12 protein-coding genes and 2 tRNA genes are annotated in these 14,308 nt (G+C 64.7%); 4 read left to right on the forward strand and 10 right to left on the reverse strand.

All coding sequences use genetic code 11. From position 1 onward, the window contains the following. The first annotated feature begins 55 nt into the window (after positions 1-55). Entirely contained in the window at positions 56-784 is a 729-nt protein-coding gene (locus CH294_RS24405) for an IclR family transcriptional regulator (RefSeq protein ID WP_032403157.1), read from the forward strand. Positions 785-901: 117 nt separating this feature from the next. Continuing rightward, positions 902-1,069, forward strand: a complete 168-nt coding sequence (locus tag CH294_RS27595) for a DUF5302 domain-containing protein (protein WP_165430210.1) — start codon at positions 902-904, stop codon at positions 1,067-1,069. 62 nt (positions 1,070-1,131) lie between these two features. On the opposite strand, the gene CH294_RS24415 is transcribed toward CH294_RS27595, so the two are convergent. Next, positions 1,132-1,204 (reverse strand) — tRNA-Glu (locus CH294_RS24415). A gap of 90 nt (positions 1,205-1,294) precedes the next feature. Next, positions 1,295-1,366 (reverse strand) — tRNA-Gln (locus CH294_RS24420). A 245-nt stretch (positions 1,367-1,611) separates the two neighbouring features. Between CH294_RS24420 and CH294_RS24425 the strand changes: the two genes are divergently transcribed. Next, a complete protein-coding gene (locus CH294_RS24425) occupies positions 1,612-3,177 on the forward strand; it encodes a bifunctional 3'-5' exonuclease/DNA polymerase (RefSeq protein WP_094705084.1) in 1,566 nt (521 codons plus the stop codon). Here the strand turns inward: CH294_RS24425 and CH294_RS24430 are convergent. Genes CH294_RS24430 through CH294_RS24440 form a run of 3 tightly spaced genes read right to left on the reverse strand, consistent with a single transcriptional unit; the run spans position 3,135 to position 6,442 of the window. Continuing rightward, positions 3,135-4,139 carry a YihY/virulence factor BrkB family protein gene (locus tag CH294_RS24430; protein ID WP_094739261.1) on the reverse strand — a complete coding sequence of 335 codons (1,005 nt, stop codon included), beginning with the start codon at positions 4,137-4,139 and terminating at the stop codon, positions 3,135-3,137. The two genes, CH294_RS24425 and CH294_RS24430, sit on opposite strands and share 43 nt — an antisense overlap. Before the next feature lie 46 nt (positions 4,140-4,185). After that, entirely contained in the window at positions 4,186-5,661 is a 1,476-nt protein-coding gene (gltX, locus tag CH294_RS24435) for a glutamate--tRNA ligase (protein WP_094739262.1), read from the reverse strand. Positions 5,662-5,668: 7 nt separating this feature from the next. Next, positions 5,669-6,442 (reverse strand): fumarylacetoacetate hydrolase family protein, encoded by a 774-nt coding sequence (locus tag CH294_RS24440; RefSeq protein WP_032377001.1) that lies wholly within the window; start codon positions 6,440-6,442, stop codon positions 5,669-5,671. Between the two features lie 144 nt (positions 6,443-6,586). On the opposite strand from CH294_RS24440, the gene CH294_RS24445 reads away from it, so the two are divergent. Continuing rightward, a complete protein-coding gene (locus CH294_RS24445) occupies positions 6,587-7,810 on the forward strand; it encodes an MFS transporter (protein ID WP_170944841.1) in 1,224 nt (407 codons plus the stop codon). An 80-nt stretch (positions 7,811-7,890) separates the two neighbouring features. Here CH294_RS24445 and CH294_RS24450 read toward each other — a convergent pair whose 3' ends face one another. The 5 genes from CH294_RS24450 to CH294_RS24470 all read right to left on the reverse strand — a co-directional run bounded on the left by CH294_RS24450 (position 7,891) and on the right by CH294_RS24470 (position 14,250). Next, positions 7,891-8,901 carry a 3-isopropylmalate dehydrogenase gene (locus CH294_RS24450; RefSeq protein ID WP_094610567.1) on the reverse strand — a complete coding sequence of 337 codons (1,011 nt, stop codon included), beginning with the start codon at positions 8,899-8,901 and terminating at the stop codon, positions 7,891-7,893. 43 nt (positions 8,902-8,944) lie between these two features. Continuing rightward, positions 8,945-10,540, reverse strand: coding sequence for a phosphoglycerate dehydrogenase (serA, locus tag CH294_RS24455; protein ID WP_032403151.1), 1,596 nt, complete (start codon positions 10,538-10,540; stop codon positions 8,945-8,947). Between the two features lie 187 nt (positions 10,541-10,727). Further along, positions 10,728-11,729 (reverse strand): ketol-acid reductoisomerase, encoded by a 1,002-nt coding sequence (ilvC, locus tag CH294_RS24460; RefSeq protein ID WP_170944858.1) that lies wholly within the window; start codon positions 11,727-11,729, stop codon positions 10,728-10,730. Between the two features lie 62 nt (positions 11,730-11,791). Then, positions 11,792-12,295, reverse strand: a complete 504-nt coding sequence (gene ilvN / locus CH294_RS24465; protein ID WP_008717436.1) for an acetolactate synthase small subunit — start codon at positions 12,293-12,295, stop codon at positions 11,792-11,794. Then, positions 12,292-14,250, reverse strand: a complete 1,959-nt coding sequence (locus tag CH294_RS24470) for an acetolactate synthase large subunit (protein WP_032376997.1) — start codon at positions 14,248-14,250, stop codon at positions 12,292-12,294. Before CH294_RS24470 ends, ilvN begins: the two co-directional genes overlap by 4 nt. Positions 14,251-14,308 lie beyond the last annotated feature (58 nt).

The raw sequence follows: 14,308 nt of genomic DNA on the forward strand, positions 1-14,308 counted from the left end.
CGCAGGAGATCTCACAGTTGTGCAATCTCAGCATTCGGGAGGCTAATATCGTTCTATGAGACAGCATAGCCTGGCCGGCCTCGTCGACAAATCGAGTGGCATCGGTGTACTCGACAAGGCAATGGCGGTGCTGCACGCGGTGGCCGAGAAGCCCTGCAATCTCGGAGATCTGTGCGCTCGCACCGCCCTCCCCCGCGCCACCGCTCACCGACTCGCGGTCGGCCTGGAGACCCACCGACTACTCGTTCGAGATGCCGACGGCCTGTGGCACACCGGGCCGGGCCTCGGGGAACTCGCAGCGAGCGCGTCCGACGCATTGCTCGACGCCGCCGCCTCCGTGCTCCCACGCCTGCGCGAAATCACCGGTGAAAGTGTGCAGATCTATCGGCGGGAAGGAACGGTACGTGTCTGCGTGGCGTCCATGGAGCCCCCGACAGGCCTTCGAGACACAGTGCTCGTCGGTGCGCGGCTGCCGATGACAGCCGGTTCCGGTGCCAAAGTTCTTCTGGCATGGGCAGACTCGCACACTCAAAGAACCGTTCTGCCCGACGCAGAATTCGGCGAGCGCGTCCTCATCGAGGTACGACGCCGCGGCTGGGCGCAGAGCGCGGGCGAGCGCGAACCAGGCGTCGCCAGCGTGGCGGCGCCGGTTCGCGACGGCAACGACACTGTGGTGGCGGCGATCTCGGTATCGGGACCCATCGATCGAATCGGACGCAAGCCCGGTGCGCGCTGGGCCGCGGATCTTCTCGCAGCAGCCGACGCGCTGCACAAGCGTCTCTGACCGATGCTCTCCGGCCACGGTCGGACAGCCGAAAAATTGGCTGAGCGCGCGGCGAGAATGGAGTACCTTCGTCTCGAGCGGCCCCACCGGCCGGTCGTCTACTGCGAGGAGTCACCCATGCCCGAATCCGGCAGTGAAGAATTGAAGAAGAAGTTCCGCGAGGTCCTGGAGCAGAAGAACAGCAAGGCCCACAATTCCGTCGAGCACAAAGACGGTGGACCGAAGGTCAACAGCACCCACGGACCGGCCGACCATCAGAAGATGTTCCGTCGCAAGAGCGTGTGAAGCATCCGGTCCGAAACGACAACACCCTCTCGATCCGAGGATCGAGAGGGTGTTGTCAGCTGTAGCCCCGACGGGATTCGAACCCGCGCTACCGCCTTGAGAGGGCGGCGTCCTAGGCCGCTAGACGACGGGGCCAGGAACTTCACCTGCATTGTTTCGAGCTTGTGAGTGCCGAGTCAGCTTAACTGCCTCGGCACCGGCGACAAAATCGCCACTACCTGCTCGCTGGGGTACCAGGACTCGAACCTAGAATGGCGGTACCAGAAACCGCTGTGTTGCCAATTACACCATACCCCAATGGACTTGAATCGAACTGCTCACCGACATCGGTGTGCACTGCGTTTCGAGCCGGGATAGAGACTATCAAAGGTGCATACCCATTCTCCAAATCGGCTGCTCAGAGCATCCAAAACAACGCTGCGGACCCGCTCCGACAGCGCTCGACCGGCGTCTGTCGCCGATGCACGAGCCCGCACTGCCCCTCGGGTCGCACGTACAGCAGACTTGGTCTCCGTGACCGCTCGCACACATCGCACAGTCCGATGAAGGTCGTGCTCGTACCTCGCGGCGAGCAGGCGGTACTGACGTATCTCGACGACGACTGTGCGATCAGAGGCGTACCCACCGTGGTCGAGGATCCGGCTGCAGCAGTTGCCGATCTCGAGGCGTCCGAACGGCCGAGATGGGTATGGGAGGACACCAGCCGGATCTACCCTCGTCTCCTCGAACGTGGGATACGCGTGCGCCGTTGCCACGATCTCGCTCTGGTCGGTGCGATTCTGGCGATGCGAACCGGCTCCGCAGCTGCCCCATCCGCACCCGCAGACCTGCGACCGGGACTGTTCGACGCGGATCCGCACTCCGACCCTGCAGCAGTGGTCACCGAGTACCAGCGTCAGTTCGAGCACATCGGTGCCGACCGCGCACTGCACCTACTGGCGGCGGCGGAATCGGCCGGAGGTCTGGCCGCTGCGGAGATGACCCACAGCGGATTGCCGTTCTCGGCAGCGGCGCACCGGCGTCATCTCGAGTCGATGCTCGGGGCCCGTCCGGTCGATGGTTCCCTTCCCCCGGCTCTGGTTCGCCTGGAAAGCGAGATCTCGTCGACGTTCGGCCGACGCGTCAATCCTTCGTCTCCGGTGGAGGTGGTGGCCGCGTTCGCACGCTCCGGAATCGAACTGACATCCACTCGCGCCCACGTCATCCGCGAGATCGATCACCCTGCCGTCCCCCTGCTGTTGCGCCATCGCGATCTCTCCAAATTGCACAGTACGAATGGGTGGACTTGGCTGGACTCGTGGGTGCGGGGCGATCGGTTCCGGCCGGTCTACGTTCCCGGTGCCGTGGTCTCGGGCCGGTGGGCAAGCCGCGGCGGGGGCGGCCTACAGATTCCGAAACCGTTGCGAGCCAGCGTGATCGCCGATCCCGGACATACGTTCGTCGCCGCCGACGCCGGACAACTCGAACCCCGCATTCTCGCGGCGATGTCCGGCGACCCCCGCATGGTTGCCGCTGCCGGTACCGCTGATCTGTACGCACCCGTGGCAGCTGAGTCGTTCGAGGGTGATCGCGGCAAGGCCAAGGTCGCCGTTCTCGGAGTTCTGTACGGCGCGACGTCGGGTGAGGCTCGCGGTCTGCTGACACGACTGCGGGCCAGGTTCCCCGGTGCGGTGGGACTCGTCGAAGAAGCCGCCCGCGCCGGCGAACGGGGTGAGGTCGTCCGCTCGTGGTTGGGGCGGGCCTGCCCACCGCCGTCGGCGCAGTGGTGGTCCGGTGGTGACGCGCACGCGCGCGGACGATTCACCCGTAACTTCGTGGTACAGGCCACCGCTGCGGAATGGGCGTTGTGCTTGTTGGCCGATCTGCGCGGACGGTTGCGGGACGAGATCGGAGCCGGAAGTAGCGAGCTGGTGTTCTTTCAGCACGACGAAGTGGTGGTGCACTGCCCGACGGTCGATGCAGACCGGGTGTCGGAAGCCGTTGCAGCGGCGGCATTGTCGGCTACCCGGTTGATGTTCGGCGATACGGCCGTGAGGTTTCCGATGGAGACGAGAATCGACCGCTTCTACGGCGTTTCGGCTTCCGAGTCGGAGTCGGAGGCCGACTGAGCACTCGGTGGGTCCTCGAACGTCACCTCGATTTCCTCGAATGCGGTGCTGCGCTGCGCTTCTGCCTGTCCGGTAAAGGTGAGCTTGTCACCCTCGGTCAGTTCCACGTCGTCGGTGAAGGGTGCCAGAAGGGCTCGTGGGAAGAGTCGATCGACACGAACGACGTTGATCTCGATGCACATCACCACGGACAACGAGGTGACGTACAGAAACGCGAGCAGTCCGAGCACCACGGCGAACACTCCGTTGGTGACGGTCGCATTGCTCACCACGTACTTGACGTAGACGCTGCCGAAGCTTTGCAGCAGCTGCCAGATGATGCCCGCCGCGATGGCACCCGGCAGGACGTCTCGGGTGGACAGGGGCCTGGCGGTCGCCAAGCGGAAGGCAACGACGAACACCGCGACGTACAGGAGGGTGGCCACGGTGAACACGATCGGGCCGGCCTCGGGACCGAAATATCCTGCGGCACTGAGCACATTGACAGCCGTGATCGTGAGGGTCGCGATCCCGACAGTACCGAGCAGGCCCAACCCGCGCACGCGGGCGCGAATCGGATCGGGGCGCACGTTCTTGGGCACTGCCCACGCGGTGTTGGTCGCGTTCTGTAGTGCCACCGACACACCGAGCCCGCCGTAGAGAGATCCGAGTCCACCGACGACCAAACCCACGACACCGCCGCTGATTCGATCCGGCTGACCGAGTTCGTCACCGATCACCGGAATCTGCCCCAGCGCCGAATCGAGGATCTGCTGCTGCAGTTCCGGGCTACCGACCAACACGATGCCCAGAACCGTGGAGAACAACAGGAGCGCGGGAAAAAGCGAGACGAAGGCGTAGTAGGTGATCAGGGCGGCAAGATACCCGCCCTGATCGTCGACGAACTTGTACACCACCGCAATGGGATATCCGAGAACCGGCCGCCTGCGCTGCAGTCGGTCGAGTCGATCGGCGACGCTCATGTGTCGAAATCTCCGACCGAGCGTGACGGCCAGCGACGAACCGCCGTCACGCGATACGAGTGCGTGCGGCAGCCAAGCGAGCGAGAGTCCTCTCGCGGCCGAGCAGTTCCATGGACTCGTAGAGCGGCGGACTGATGTGCGACCCTGTCACTCCGACTCGAACCGGAGCAAAGGCCTTGCGCGGCTTGAGCTCCAGCTTCTCGATCAACGCGTCCTTGAGAGTCGCCTCCAGGTCCGCCGTGGTCCAGGTCTGCAACGCCGTCAGTGCCTCGACAGTGGCGTCGAGAACGGGTGCGGCATCGGGGCCGAGGTTCTTGGCTGCAGCAGCGGGATCGATCTCGAAGTCAGCCTCGTCGACGAACAAGAATTTCAGCAGTCCCCATGCGTCCGACAGCACGACGATGCGGGTCTGCACCAGATCGGCCGCGACGGCGAAGATCTTCTCGTCGACCGGCTCGGTGAGATGGCCTCGAGCGACGAGGTATTCGCGCAAGCGCACCGCGAAATCGTCCGCTGCCAGCATCCTGATGTGCTCGGCGTTGATCGCGTCGGCCTTCTTCTGGTCGAAGCGCGCCGGGTTGGAATTGACCGACGAGATCTCGAATGCCGCCACCATCTCGTCGAGCGAGAAAACATCGTGGTCGTCCGAGATGCCCCAACCGAGAAGGGCGAGGTAGTTCAGCAACCCCTCGGGGATGAATCCCCGATCGCGGTGGATGAAGAGATCGGCTTCGGGATCACGCTTGGACAGCTTCTTGTTGCCCTGGCCCATCACGAACGGCAGATGCCCGAACTCCGGGGTCCGATCGGCCACGCCGATTCGGATCAGCGCCTCGTAGAGGGCGAGCTGACGAGGGGTCGACGACAGGAGGTCTTCGCCGCGCAGCACATGGGTGATCTTCATCAGTGCGTCGTCGACGGGATTGACCAACGTGTACAGCGGAACTCCGTTACCGCGGGTCAACGCGAAGTCCGGTACGGTTCCCGCTTTGAACGTGGTCTCCCCGCGTACGAGGTCGTTCCAGGTCAGATCGTGATCGGGCATACGCAGCCGTACGACGGCTCCACGCCCCTCGTTCAGAAAGCCCTGCCGCTGTTCCGGAGTCAGATCGCGGTCGAAGTTGTCGTAGCCGAGTTTGGGGTCGCGCCCGGCGGCCTTGTGGCGAGCTTCGACTTCCTCGGGCGTGGAAAACGATTCGTAGGCTTCACCGGCGTCGAGCAACTGTCGAACGACGGCCATGTGCTGATCTCGACGCAAAGACTGACGGTAGGGCTCGTACGGACCGCCCACCTCGGGACCCTCGTCCCAGTCGAGACCGAGCCAGCGCAATGCGTCGAGCAGGGCGGCGTAGGACTCCTCGGAGTCGCGCGCGGCGTCCGTGTCCTCGATGCGAAAGACGAAAGCTCCACCGTGATGCCGGGCGAACGCCCAGTTGAACAGTGCTGTTCGGATCAGTCCGACGTGCGGGGTACCGGTGGGAGACGGGCAGAATCGAACGCGAACGTCTGCTGGAGTGGTCATCGTTGCCCTATTTCTTCGCTGCGACAGGATTGGTCAGGGTACCGATTCCCTCGACGGTGATCGACACACTGTCACCGTCGACGATGGGTCCCACTCCCTCGGGGGTTCCAGTGAGAATGACGTCACCGGGGAGCAGCGTCATCACCGCGGACACCCACTCGATGATCTTCGGAATGTCGTGCAGCAGAAGCGAAGTGCGGCTCCGCTGCTTGACGACACCGTCGACCTCGGTCTTGATCTCCAGATCGGAGGGATCGAGCGAGGTCTCGATCCACGGCCCCAGTGGGCAGAAGGTGTCGTGCCCCTTGGCGCGAGTCCACTGCCCGTCGTTCTTCTGGTGGTCACGGGCCGAGACGTCGTTGGCCACGGTATATCCGAGCACCACCTCGTACGCCTTCGACGCGGGAACATCCTTGCAGGGACGACCGATCACAATGGCCAGTTCACCCTCGTAGTGCACCTCGTTCGAAGACGACGGCAGCACGATGGCCGCACCCGGGCCGACGATGGAGGTGTTCGGCTTGATGAAGATCACGGGGTCCTTCGGTGCCTCACCGCCCATCTCGGCCGCGTGAGCGGCGTAGTTCTTGCCGATGGCGATGACCTTGCTGGCAAGGATGGGCGCGAGCAGTCGGACGTCGGCCAGTGGCCACGACCGACCCGTGAACGTGGGTGTGCCGAAGGGATGTTCGGCGATTTCCTTCGCAGTCTGCGAGTCACCGTCACCTTCGATACTCACGAATGCCACACCATCAGGACTTGCAATTCGACCGAGACGCATGCCGGAAGTCTATCGACCGTCGTTCTCCTCACGTCGACGCCGTCCGATCCGTGGATCGTTCGCCGGTGTAATGTCTTCGACAAGTTCCACATCTCAAGATGTACAGTCCACATAGTGGGACACTCAGAGAACAGAGAGAGCCGAATGAACACCACCGAGCAGTTGGCCGGCATCGGCGAAGCACGGCGCTGGTTCATGCTCGTACTCGGAATGCTTGCGCAGACTGCAGGTGCCGTCTTCATCAACGGTGCTGCCTTTCTCATACCTTCGCTGCACGACGACCGGGGACTCGGCCTTGCCACGGCAGGATTCGTCGTTGCGATGCCCACCGTCGGCATCATGTTGACCCTGATCGCATGGGGCGTGCTCGTCGACCGGATCGGCGAGCGTCTCGTCCTGGTGATCGGGCTCGGGCTCACGGCCGCCGCGAGTGTCGCTGCAGTGGTCAGCACCTCCATTCCGGTGCTGGCCGTGCTTCTGCTGATCGGCGGTATGGCAGCCGCCAGTGCGAACAGCGCGAGCGGACGAGTCGTGGTGGGATGGTTCCCGCCGCATCGCCGTGGATTGGCGATGGGTATCAGGCAGATGTCGGTGCCGCTGGGCGTGGCCGTTGCCGCACTGACCATCCCACCCATCGCCCGGGACCACGGCGTCGGAGCGGCATTGCTCGTACCCGCCGCCGTGTGCGCAACAGCCGCACTCCTGTGTCTCGCGGTCGTCGACCCCCCACGTCCGAATCGCACCGATGCGGCGGAGCAGGGTTTGCTCGACAATCCCTACCGAGGCAGCAGACAACTGTGGCGCATTCACGCCACGTCGATCCTGTTGGTGGTCCCGCAGTACGTGGTCTGGACTTACGCGCTCGTCTGGCTGATGACCGACCGAGGATGGACGGCAGCAGCAGCGGGCGTCCTCGTCACGGTGACGCAAATTCTCGGCGCACTGGGCCGGATGAGCGTCGGCGCACTGTCCGATCGGGTCGGCAGCCGCATGCGGCCCCTACGGTGGGTAGCAGTGACTGCCGCCGTCAGCATGCTCGGACTCGGAGTGGCCGACTGGTTCGACTCCCCCGTCGCGATCGTCCTGCTCGTCGTCGCGTCGGTCGCCACCGTTGCCCCGAACGGTCTTGCCTTCACCGCTGTTGCCGAGATATCAGGGCCGTATTGGAGCGGACGCGCCCTCGGCGTGCAGAACACGAGTCAGTATGTGTTCGCGTCGGCCGTGCCGCCGGTGTTCGGGGCACTGGCGGCGGTCAGCTTTCCCATCGCATTCCTGGTGTCGGCGATCTTCCCCGCACTCTCCGTGCCGATCGTCCCCGACGATCCACGTCCCGAGGTTGCCGACGAGAAGGCCGACAGCACCGGCTGATCCAGCACGGCGCTGTACCCGAGAAACACGACATGCCACGGTGGCCGGTCGGCCTACCGTGGCATGTCGTGTCGGTCCAGTTACAGGCGAGCGGCGATTCGTGCGCCGATGTCCTTCGTGGACGCGGTGGTGGTTCCTCGCTCGGCGAGGTCCGCTGCGACAGCGGCTTCCACACGCGCCGCTCCTGCCGCGTCGCCGAGATGATCGAGCAGCAGCGACACCGACAGGATGGCAGCGGTCGGATCGGCCTTCTGCTGCCCTGCGATGTCGGGAGCACTGCCGTGCACCGGCTCGAACATGCTCGGATTGGTACCGGTCGCATCGATGTTTCCGCTTGCGGCCAAACCGATTCCGCCGGTCACCGCCGCCGAGAGGTCGGTCACGATATCGCCGAACAGGTTGTCGGTGACGATCACATCGAACCGACCGGGATCGGTGACGAGGTGAATCATGGCGGCATCGATGTGCTGATACGCGACCTCGACGTCCGGAAATTCCGTGGCGACCTCGTCGACCGTGCGAGCCCACAGGCTGCCTGCGAAGGTCAGCACATTGGTCTTGTGCAGCAGCGTCAGATGCTTCCTCCGAGTGAGCGCTCGCTCGAAGCCGTTGCGCACCACCCGCTCCACGCCGTAGCGCGTGTTGACGCTGACCTCGGTAGCGACCTCGTTCGGCGTACCGACCCGAAGCGCACCACCGTTTCCGGTGTAGGGCCCCTCGGTGCCCTCGCGCACGACGACGACGTCGATCTCCTTGTCGCCGGCCAGCGGGCCGACAACTCCGGGATACAGCTTGGCCGGACGCAGATTGATGTGGTGATCGAGCGCGAATCGAGCGCGCAGAAGCAGCCCGCGTTCGAGCACACCACTGGGTACCGACGGATCACCGATGGCTCCCAACAGGATTGCGTCGTGCTCACGCAGTTCCGCCAACACCGAGTCCGGTAGCAGCTCCCCGGTGGCGTTGTAGCGGCGCGCACCGAGGTCGTACTCGGTCTTCTCGGTACCGGGCGCGACCACGTCGAGCACGGCAAGCGCCTCGGCGACGACCTCGGGTCCGATTCCGTCCCCGGCGATGACGGCCAGCTTCATCTCACTCCTCGTAGTTCGTGTTGGTCCGATCGGCTACGAGCGATCAGGACAGGTCGACCAGCTCGATGGTGGATGCACCGACCGCACCGGCGATGCTCGCACTGAGCTCGGCCGGAACGTCCTTGTCGACGCGCAACAGAATCGTTGCGCCGTCACCCTCGGAGTCCTGGCTCAGCGCAGCGGCCTGAATGTCGATTCCGGCGTCGCCGAGCAGCGTGCCGATCCGGCCGAGACTGCCGGGCTGATCCGCGTAGTTCACGATGAGGTTCTTGCCCTCGGCGCGCAGATCGAAGTTGCGACCGTTGATGTTGACGATCTTCTCGACCTGCGTCGTCCCGGTGAGAGTTCCGGCGACGTTCAGGACCGTTCCGTCGCCGTACACGGCCCGGACGTCGACGACGCTGCGGTGGTTCTCACTTTCGGACGCCGTGGTGACCTCGGCGGTGACGCCACGCTCCTCGGCGAGCGACGGAGCGTTGACGAACGTGACCGAGTCCTCGATGACCGCAGAGAACAAGCCCCGCAACGCCGACAGCTTGAGGATCTCGACGTCCTCGGCGGCCAGTTCGCCGCGTACGTCGACCGAGAGCGACGTGGGAAGCTCGGTGGACAGTGCGCCCAGCAGTACGCCCTGCTTGCGCACGATCTCGAGCCACGGCGAGACCTCTTCGCCGACGGCCCCACCCTTGACGTTGACCGCGTCGGGCACGAATTCACCTGCGAGAGCAAGCAACACGGACTTGGCAACGTCGGTGCCTGCGCGGTCCTGGGCCTCGGTGGTCGACGCGCCGAGGTGCGGGGTCACGACGACCTGGGGCAGCTCGAACAACGGGCTGTCGGTGCACGGCTCGGAGGCGTAGACGTCGATACCGGCGGCGAAGACATGACCGCTGGTGATGGCGTCGGCCAGCGCCTGCTCGTCGACCAGACCACCGCGAGCGGCGTTGACGACGATGACACCCGGCTTGGTCTTGGCGAGGGCTTCCTTGCCGATGATGCCCTTGGTCTCGGGCGTCTTCGGGAGGTGAACCGAGAACATGTCTGCGCGCTCGAGCAGCTCGTCCAAGCTCACCAGTTCGATACCGAGCTGCGCCGCGCGGGCAGCGGAGACGTAGGGGTCGTAGGCGATGATGTGGGTTTCGAATGCGGCGAGACGCTGCGCGAACAACTGACCGATGCGGCCGAGGCCCACGACACCGACGGTCTTGCCGAAGATCTCGACACCGTTGAACTTGCTGCGCTTCCACTCGTGCTGACGCAGGGTGGCGTCGGCAGCGGGAATCTGGCGCGCGGCCGCGAGGAGCAACGTGACTGCGTGCTCGGCGGCGGTGTGGATGTTGGAGGTCGGTGCGTTGACGACGAGGACGCCGCGCTCGGTGGCTGCGGGTACGTCGACGTTGTCCAGGCCGACGCCGGCGCGGGCGACGATCTTGAGATTGGTCCCGGCAGCGAGCACCTCGGCGTCGACCGTGGTCGCGGAGCGCACGAGGATCGCGTCGGCCTCGGGAACCGCGGCGAGCAGCGCGGGACGATCCGGGCCGTCGACCCAACGGACCTCGACGCCGTCACCCAGTGCCTCGACGGTGGACTGCGCAAGTTTGTCGGCGATCAGAACGACAGGACGGCCTGGCTGGCTCACGTGAAGAACTCCCTAAGTCGGTTCGAGACTGTTGTCGGTGAAAATTCGGAGCTGGTGCAGCAGAAACAGTTTAGTGGCCGGCGACGTCGAGCTGCGACGCCACCGTCGGGCACGCACCGAAGGGCACCGCCACCTTGTGTAGCGGTGCCCTTCGATCAGTGTGCGTGCGAACGCGATTCGGCGAGAATCATGCCGTTTCGGTGATCGGACGATCGACCCAGCTCATCAGGTCGCGCAGCTTCTTGCCGGTGACCTCGATGGGGTGCTCGGCGTTGGCCTTGCGCAGGCCTTCGAGCTCGGTGTTGCCGTTCTCGACGTTGGCGACCAGGCGACGAGTGAACTCACCCGACTGGATGTCGGCCAGAATTGCCTTCATGCGCTCCTTGGTACCTGCGTCGATGACGCGAGGTCCCGAGAGGTAGCCGCCGAACTCCGCGGTGTCGGACACCGAGTAGTTCATGCGAGCGATGCCGCCCTCGTACATGAGGTCGACGATGAGCTTGAGCTCGTGCAGCACCTCGAAGTACGCCATCTCGGGGGCGTAGCCGGCCTCGACCATGACCTCGAAGCCGGTCTTGACGAGCTCTTCGGTGCCACCGCACAGCACGGCCTGCTCACCGAAGAGGTCGGTCTCGGTCTCTTCCTTGAACGTGGTCTTGATGACGCCTGCGCGGGTTCCGCCGATGCCCTTGGCCCACGACAGTGCGAGGGCCTGGCCCTCACCCTTCGGGTCCTGGTCGATGGCGATGAGCGCGGGAACGCCCTTGCCGTCGACGAACTGGCGACGCACGAGGTGGCCGGGGCCCTTGGGTGCGACCATGCCGACGGTGACGAACTCCGGAGCCTTGATCAGGTCGAAGTGGATGTTGAGGCCGTGGCCGAAGAACAGCGCGTCGCCGTCCTTCAGGTTGGGCTCGATCTCCTCGGAGAAGATCTTGGCCTGAGCGGTATCGGGTGCGAGCACCATGATCACGTCTGCCCACTCGGACACCTCGGCGGGCGTACCGACCTTCAGGCCCTGCTCCTCCGCCTTGGCGCGGGACTTCGAGCCTGCCGCCAGGCCGATGCGAACATCGACGCCGGAGTCGCGCAGGCTCAGCGAGTGCGCGTGGCCCTGGCTTCCGTATCCGATCACAGCGACCTTACGGCCCTGGATGATCGACAGATCAGCATCGTCGTCGTAGAACATCTCGACTGCCACTGGTTGTTACCTTTCCTCTTGGGTTTTACGCGTGTTCGTCACCGGGGCCGCTACCGCGACGCAGTGATCGATTTCGGTCCACGTCCGACGGCAACGACTCCCGACTGAACTATTTCTCGAATTCCATAGGGGTCCAACATCTTCAGCAACGCATCGAGCTTCGAACGGGTGCCCGTCGCTTCGACCGTGACTGCCTCGGGCGAGACATCGATCACCTTGGCGCGGAACAGGTTCACCGTTTCGATGACCTCGCTGCGGACGCTGGCGTCGGCTCGGACCTTGATCAGCACCAACTCGCGAGCCACCGAGGAATCGTCGTCCTGCTCGACGATCTTGATGACGTTGATGAGCTTGTTGAGCTGCTTGGTCACCTGCTCGAGCGGGAATTCGTCGACGGTCACGACGATGGTCATGCGTGAGATATCGGGAATCTCGGTTCCGCCGACGGCGAGCGAGGAGATGTTGAAGCCGCGACGCGAGAACAGTGCGGCGACGCGGGCCAGCACACCTGGCTTGTCCTCGACGAGAACGCTGAGGGTATGGCTCGTGCTCACAGGTCGGTGCCTTTCACGTCGTTGTTCATCGGGTGCGGCGCCTGCTCGCGTTCCATCGCGTCGTCGATTCCCGGCTCGCTGCCCACGGTCTCGTCCTCGTCGAACAGCGGCCGAATTCCGCGGGCGGCCATGATCTCGTCGTTGCCCGTTCCGGCGGCCACCATCGGCCACACCTGGGCGTCGGCACCGACGATGAAGTCGATGACGACCGGACGATCGTTGATCGCGCGTGCCTGAGCGATCACGGCATCGACGTCCTCTTCCCGCTCGCACCGCAGACCGACGCAGCCCAATGCCTCGGCAAGCTTGACGAAATCGGGGATACGGACGGCACCGTGCGTACCGAGGTTGGTGTTCGAGTAGCGCTCCTCGTAGAACAAGGTCTGCCACTGCCGAACCATGCCGAGGTTGCCGTTGTTGATGAGCGCGACCTTGATCGGGATGCCCTCGACCGCGCAGGTTGCGAGCTCCTGGTTCGTCATCTGGAAACAGCCGTCACCGTCGATGGCCCACACCTCGGCGTCGGGCAGGCCCATCTTGGCTCCCATGGCGGCCGGAACCGCGTACCCCATCGTGCCGAGGCCGCCCGAGTTGAGCCACGTGCGCGGCTTCTCGTAGTTGATGAACTGCGCGGCCCACATCTGGTGCTGGCCGACGCCGGCACAGTAGATCGCGTCGGGACCGGCGAACTTGCCGACCGAGGAGATCACGAACTCGGGAGACATGGAACCGTCGGACGGACGGTCGTAGCTCAACGGGTACGTCTTGCGGATGCCGTCGAGGTAGACCCACCATTGCTCGAGATCGAGAGTCGTTCCGGTCGCGCGATCGGCCCGCAGAGCCTCGATCAGCTCGGTGATGACCTCGCCGCAGTCGCCCACGATCGGCACGTCCGCGTACCGGTTCTTACCGATCTCGGCGGGGTCGATGTCGGCGTGGATGACCTTGGCATCCGGCGCGAAGGACGAGAGCTGACCGGTGACGCGGTCGTCGAACCGGGCGCCGAGCGTGATCAGCAGATCACTGCGCTGCAGAGCAGCGACCGCAGCGACCGTGCCGTGCATACCGGGCATGCCCAGGTTCAGCTGGTGGGTGTCGGGAAACGCCCCGCGCGCCATCAGCGTGGTGACAACCGGAATGCCGGTCAGTTCGGCGAGCTCGAGCAGTTCTGCCGAGGCATTCGCCTTGATGACGCCGCCGCCGACGTACAGCACCGGCTGCTTGGCATCGGCGATGTAGCGCGCTGCTTCACGAACCTGCTTGCCGTGCGGCTTGGTGACCGGGCGGTACCCGGGCAGACGCATTTCCGGTGGCCACGAGAACGTGGTCTGTGCCTGCAGCACGTCCTTCGGGATGTCGACGAGCACGGCTCCGGGACGACCCGACGCCGCGATGTAGAACGCCTCGGCCATGATGCGCGGAATGTCAGCGCCGTCGGTGATCAGGAAGTTGTGCTTGGTGATGGGCATCGTGATACCCGAGATATCGGCTTCCTGGAAGCCGTCGGTGCCGATGAGGCTGCGCGCGACCTGACCGGTGATCGCGACGATGGGCACCGAGTCCATCTGCGCATCGGCCAACGGGGTGACGAGGTTGGTCGCACCCGGGCCGGAGGTCGCCATGCAGACGCCGACCTTGCCCGTCGCCTGGGCGTAGCCGGTCGCTGCGTGGCCTGCACCCTGCTCATGACGCACCAACACGTGGCGCACCTTGACGGAGTCGAAGAGCGGGTCGTAGACCGGGAGAACCGCGCCACCGGGAATGCCGAATACGGTGTCGACGTCGAGTTCTTCGAGGGCTCGAACGACCGACTGTGCGCCGGAGACCTTCTCGGGCGCGACGTGACGTCGCGATCCGTTGGTCGCCGCTTCTGCGGACGGGCTGCTGGTCGACGGGCTTGCGGCCGGCCCCGACTTACGAGTCGTGGGCCCCGGGCGTGCGGTTGGTGCGCTCACTGATTGCTTCCTCAGGAATGTGAAATTGCTGGGCGATCTCTGGGCAAGAAAAAACCCC

The sequence above is a fragment of the Rhodococcus sp. 14-2483-1-1 genome (assembly GCF_002259335.1).
GTDB lineage: Bacteria > Actinomycetota > Actinomycetes > Mycobacteriales > Mycobacteriaceae > Rhodococcoides.

Coding starts and splice junctions, on each gene's coding strand:
- CH294_RS24405 (WP_032403157.1), top strand. CDS start 56: ATGAGACAGCATAGCCTGGCCGGCCTCGTCGACAAATCGAGTGGCATC.
- CH294_RS27595 (WP_165430210.1), top strand. CDS start 902: ATGCCCGAATCCGGCAGTGAAGAATTGAAGAAGAAGTTCCGCGAGGTC.
- CH294_RS24425 (WP_094705084.1), top strand. CDS start 1,612: ATGAAGGTCGTGCTCGTACCTCGCGGCGAGCAGGCGGTACTGACGTAT.
- CH294_RS24430 (WP_094739261.1), bottom strand. CDS start 4,139: ATGAGCGTCGCCGATCGACTCGACCGACTGCAGCGCAGGCGGCCGGTT.
- gltX (WP_094739262.1), bottom strand. CDS start 5,661: ATGACCACTCCAGCAGACGTTCGCGTTCGATTCTGCCCGTCTCCCACC.
- CH294_RS24440 (WP_032377001.1), bottom strand. CDS start 6,442: ATGCGTCTCGGTCGAATTGCAAGTCCTGATGGTGTGGCATTCGTGAGT.
- CH294_RS24445 (WP_170944841.1), top strand. CDS start 6,587: ATGAACACCACCGAGCAGTTGGCCGGCATCGGCGAAGCACGGCGCTGG.
- CH294_RS24450 (WP_094610567.1), bottom strand. CDS start 8,901: ATGAAGCTGGCCGTCATCGCCGGGGACGGAATCGGACCCGAGGTCGTC.
- ilvC (WP_170944858.1), bottom strand. CDS start 11,729: ATGTTCTACGACGACGATGCTGATCTGTCGATCATCCAGGGCCGTAAG.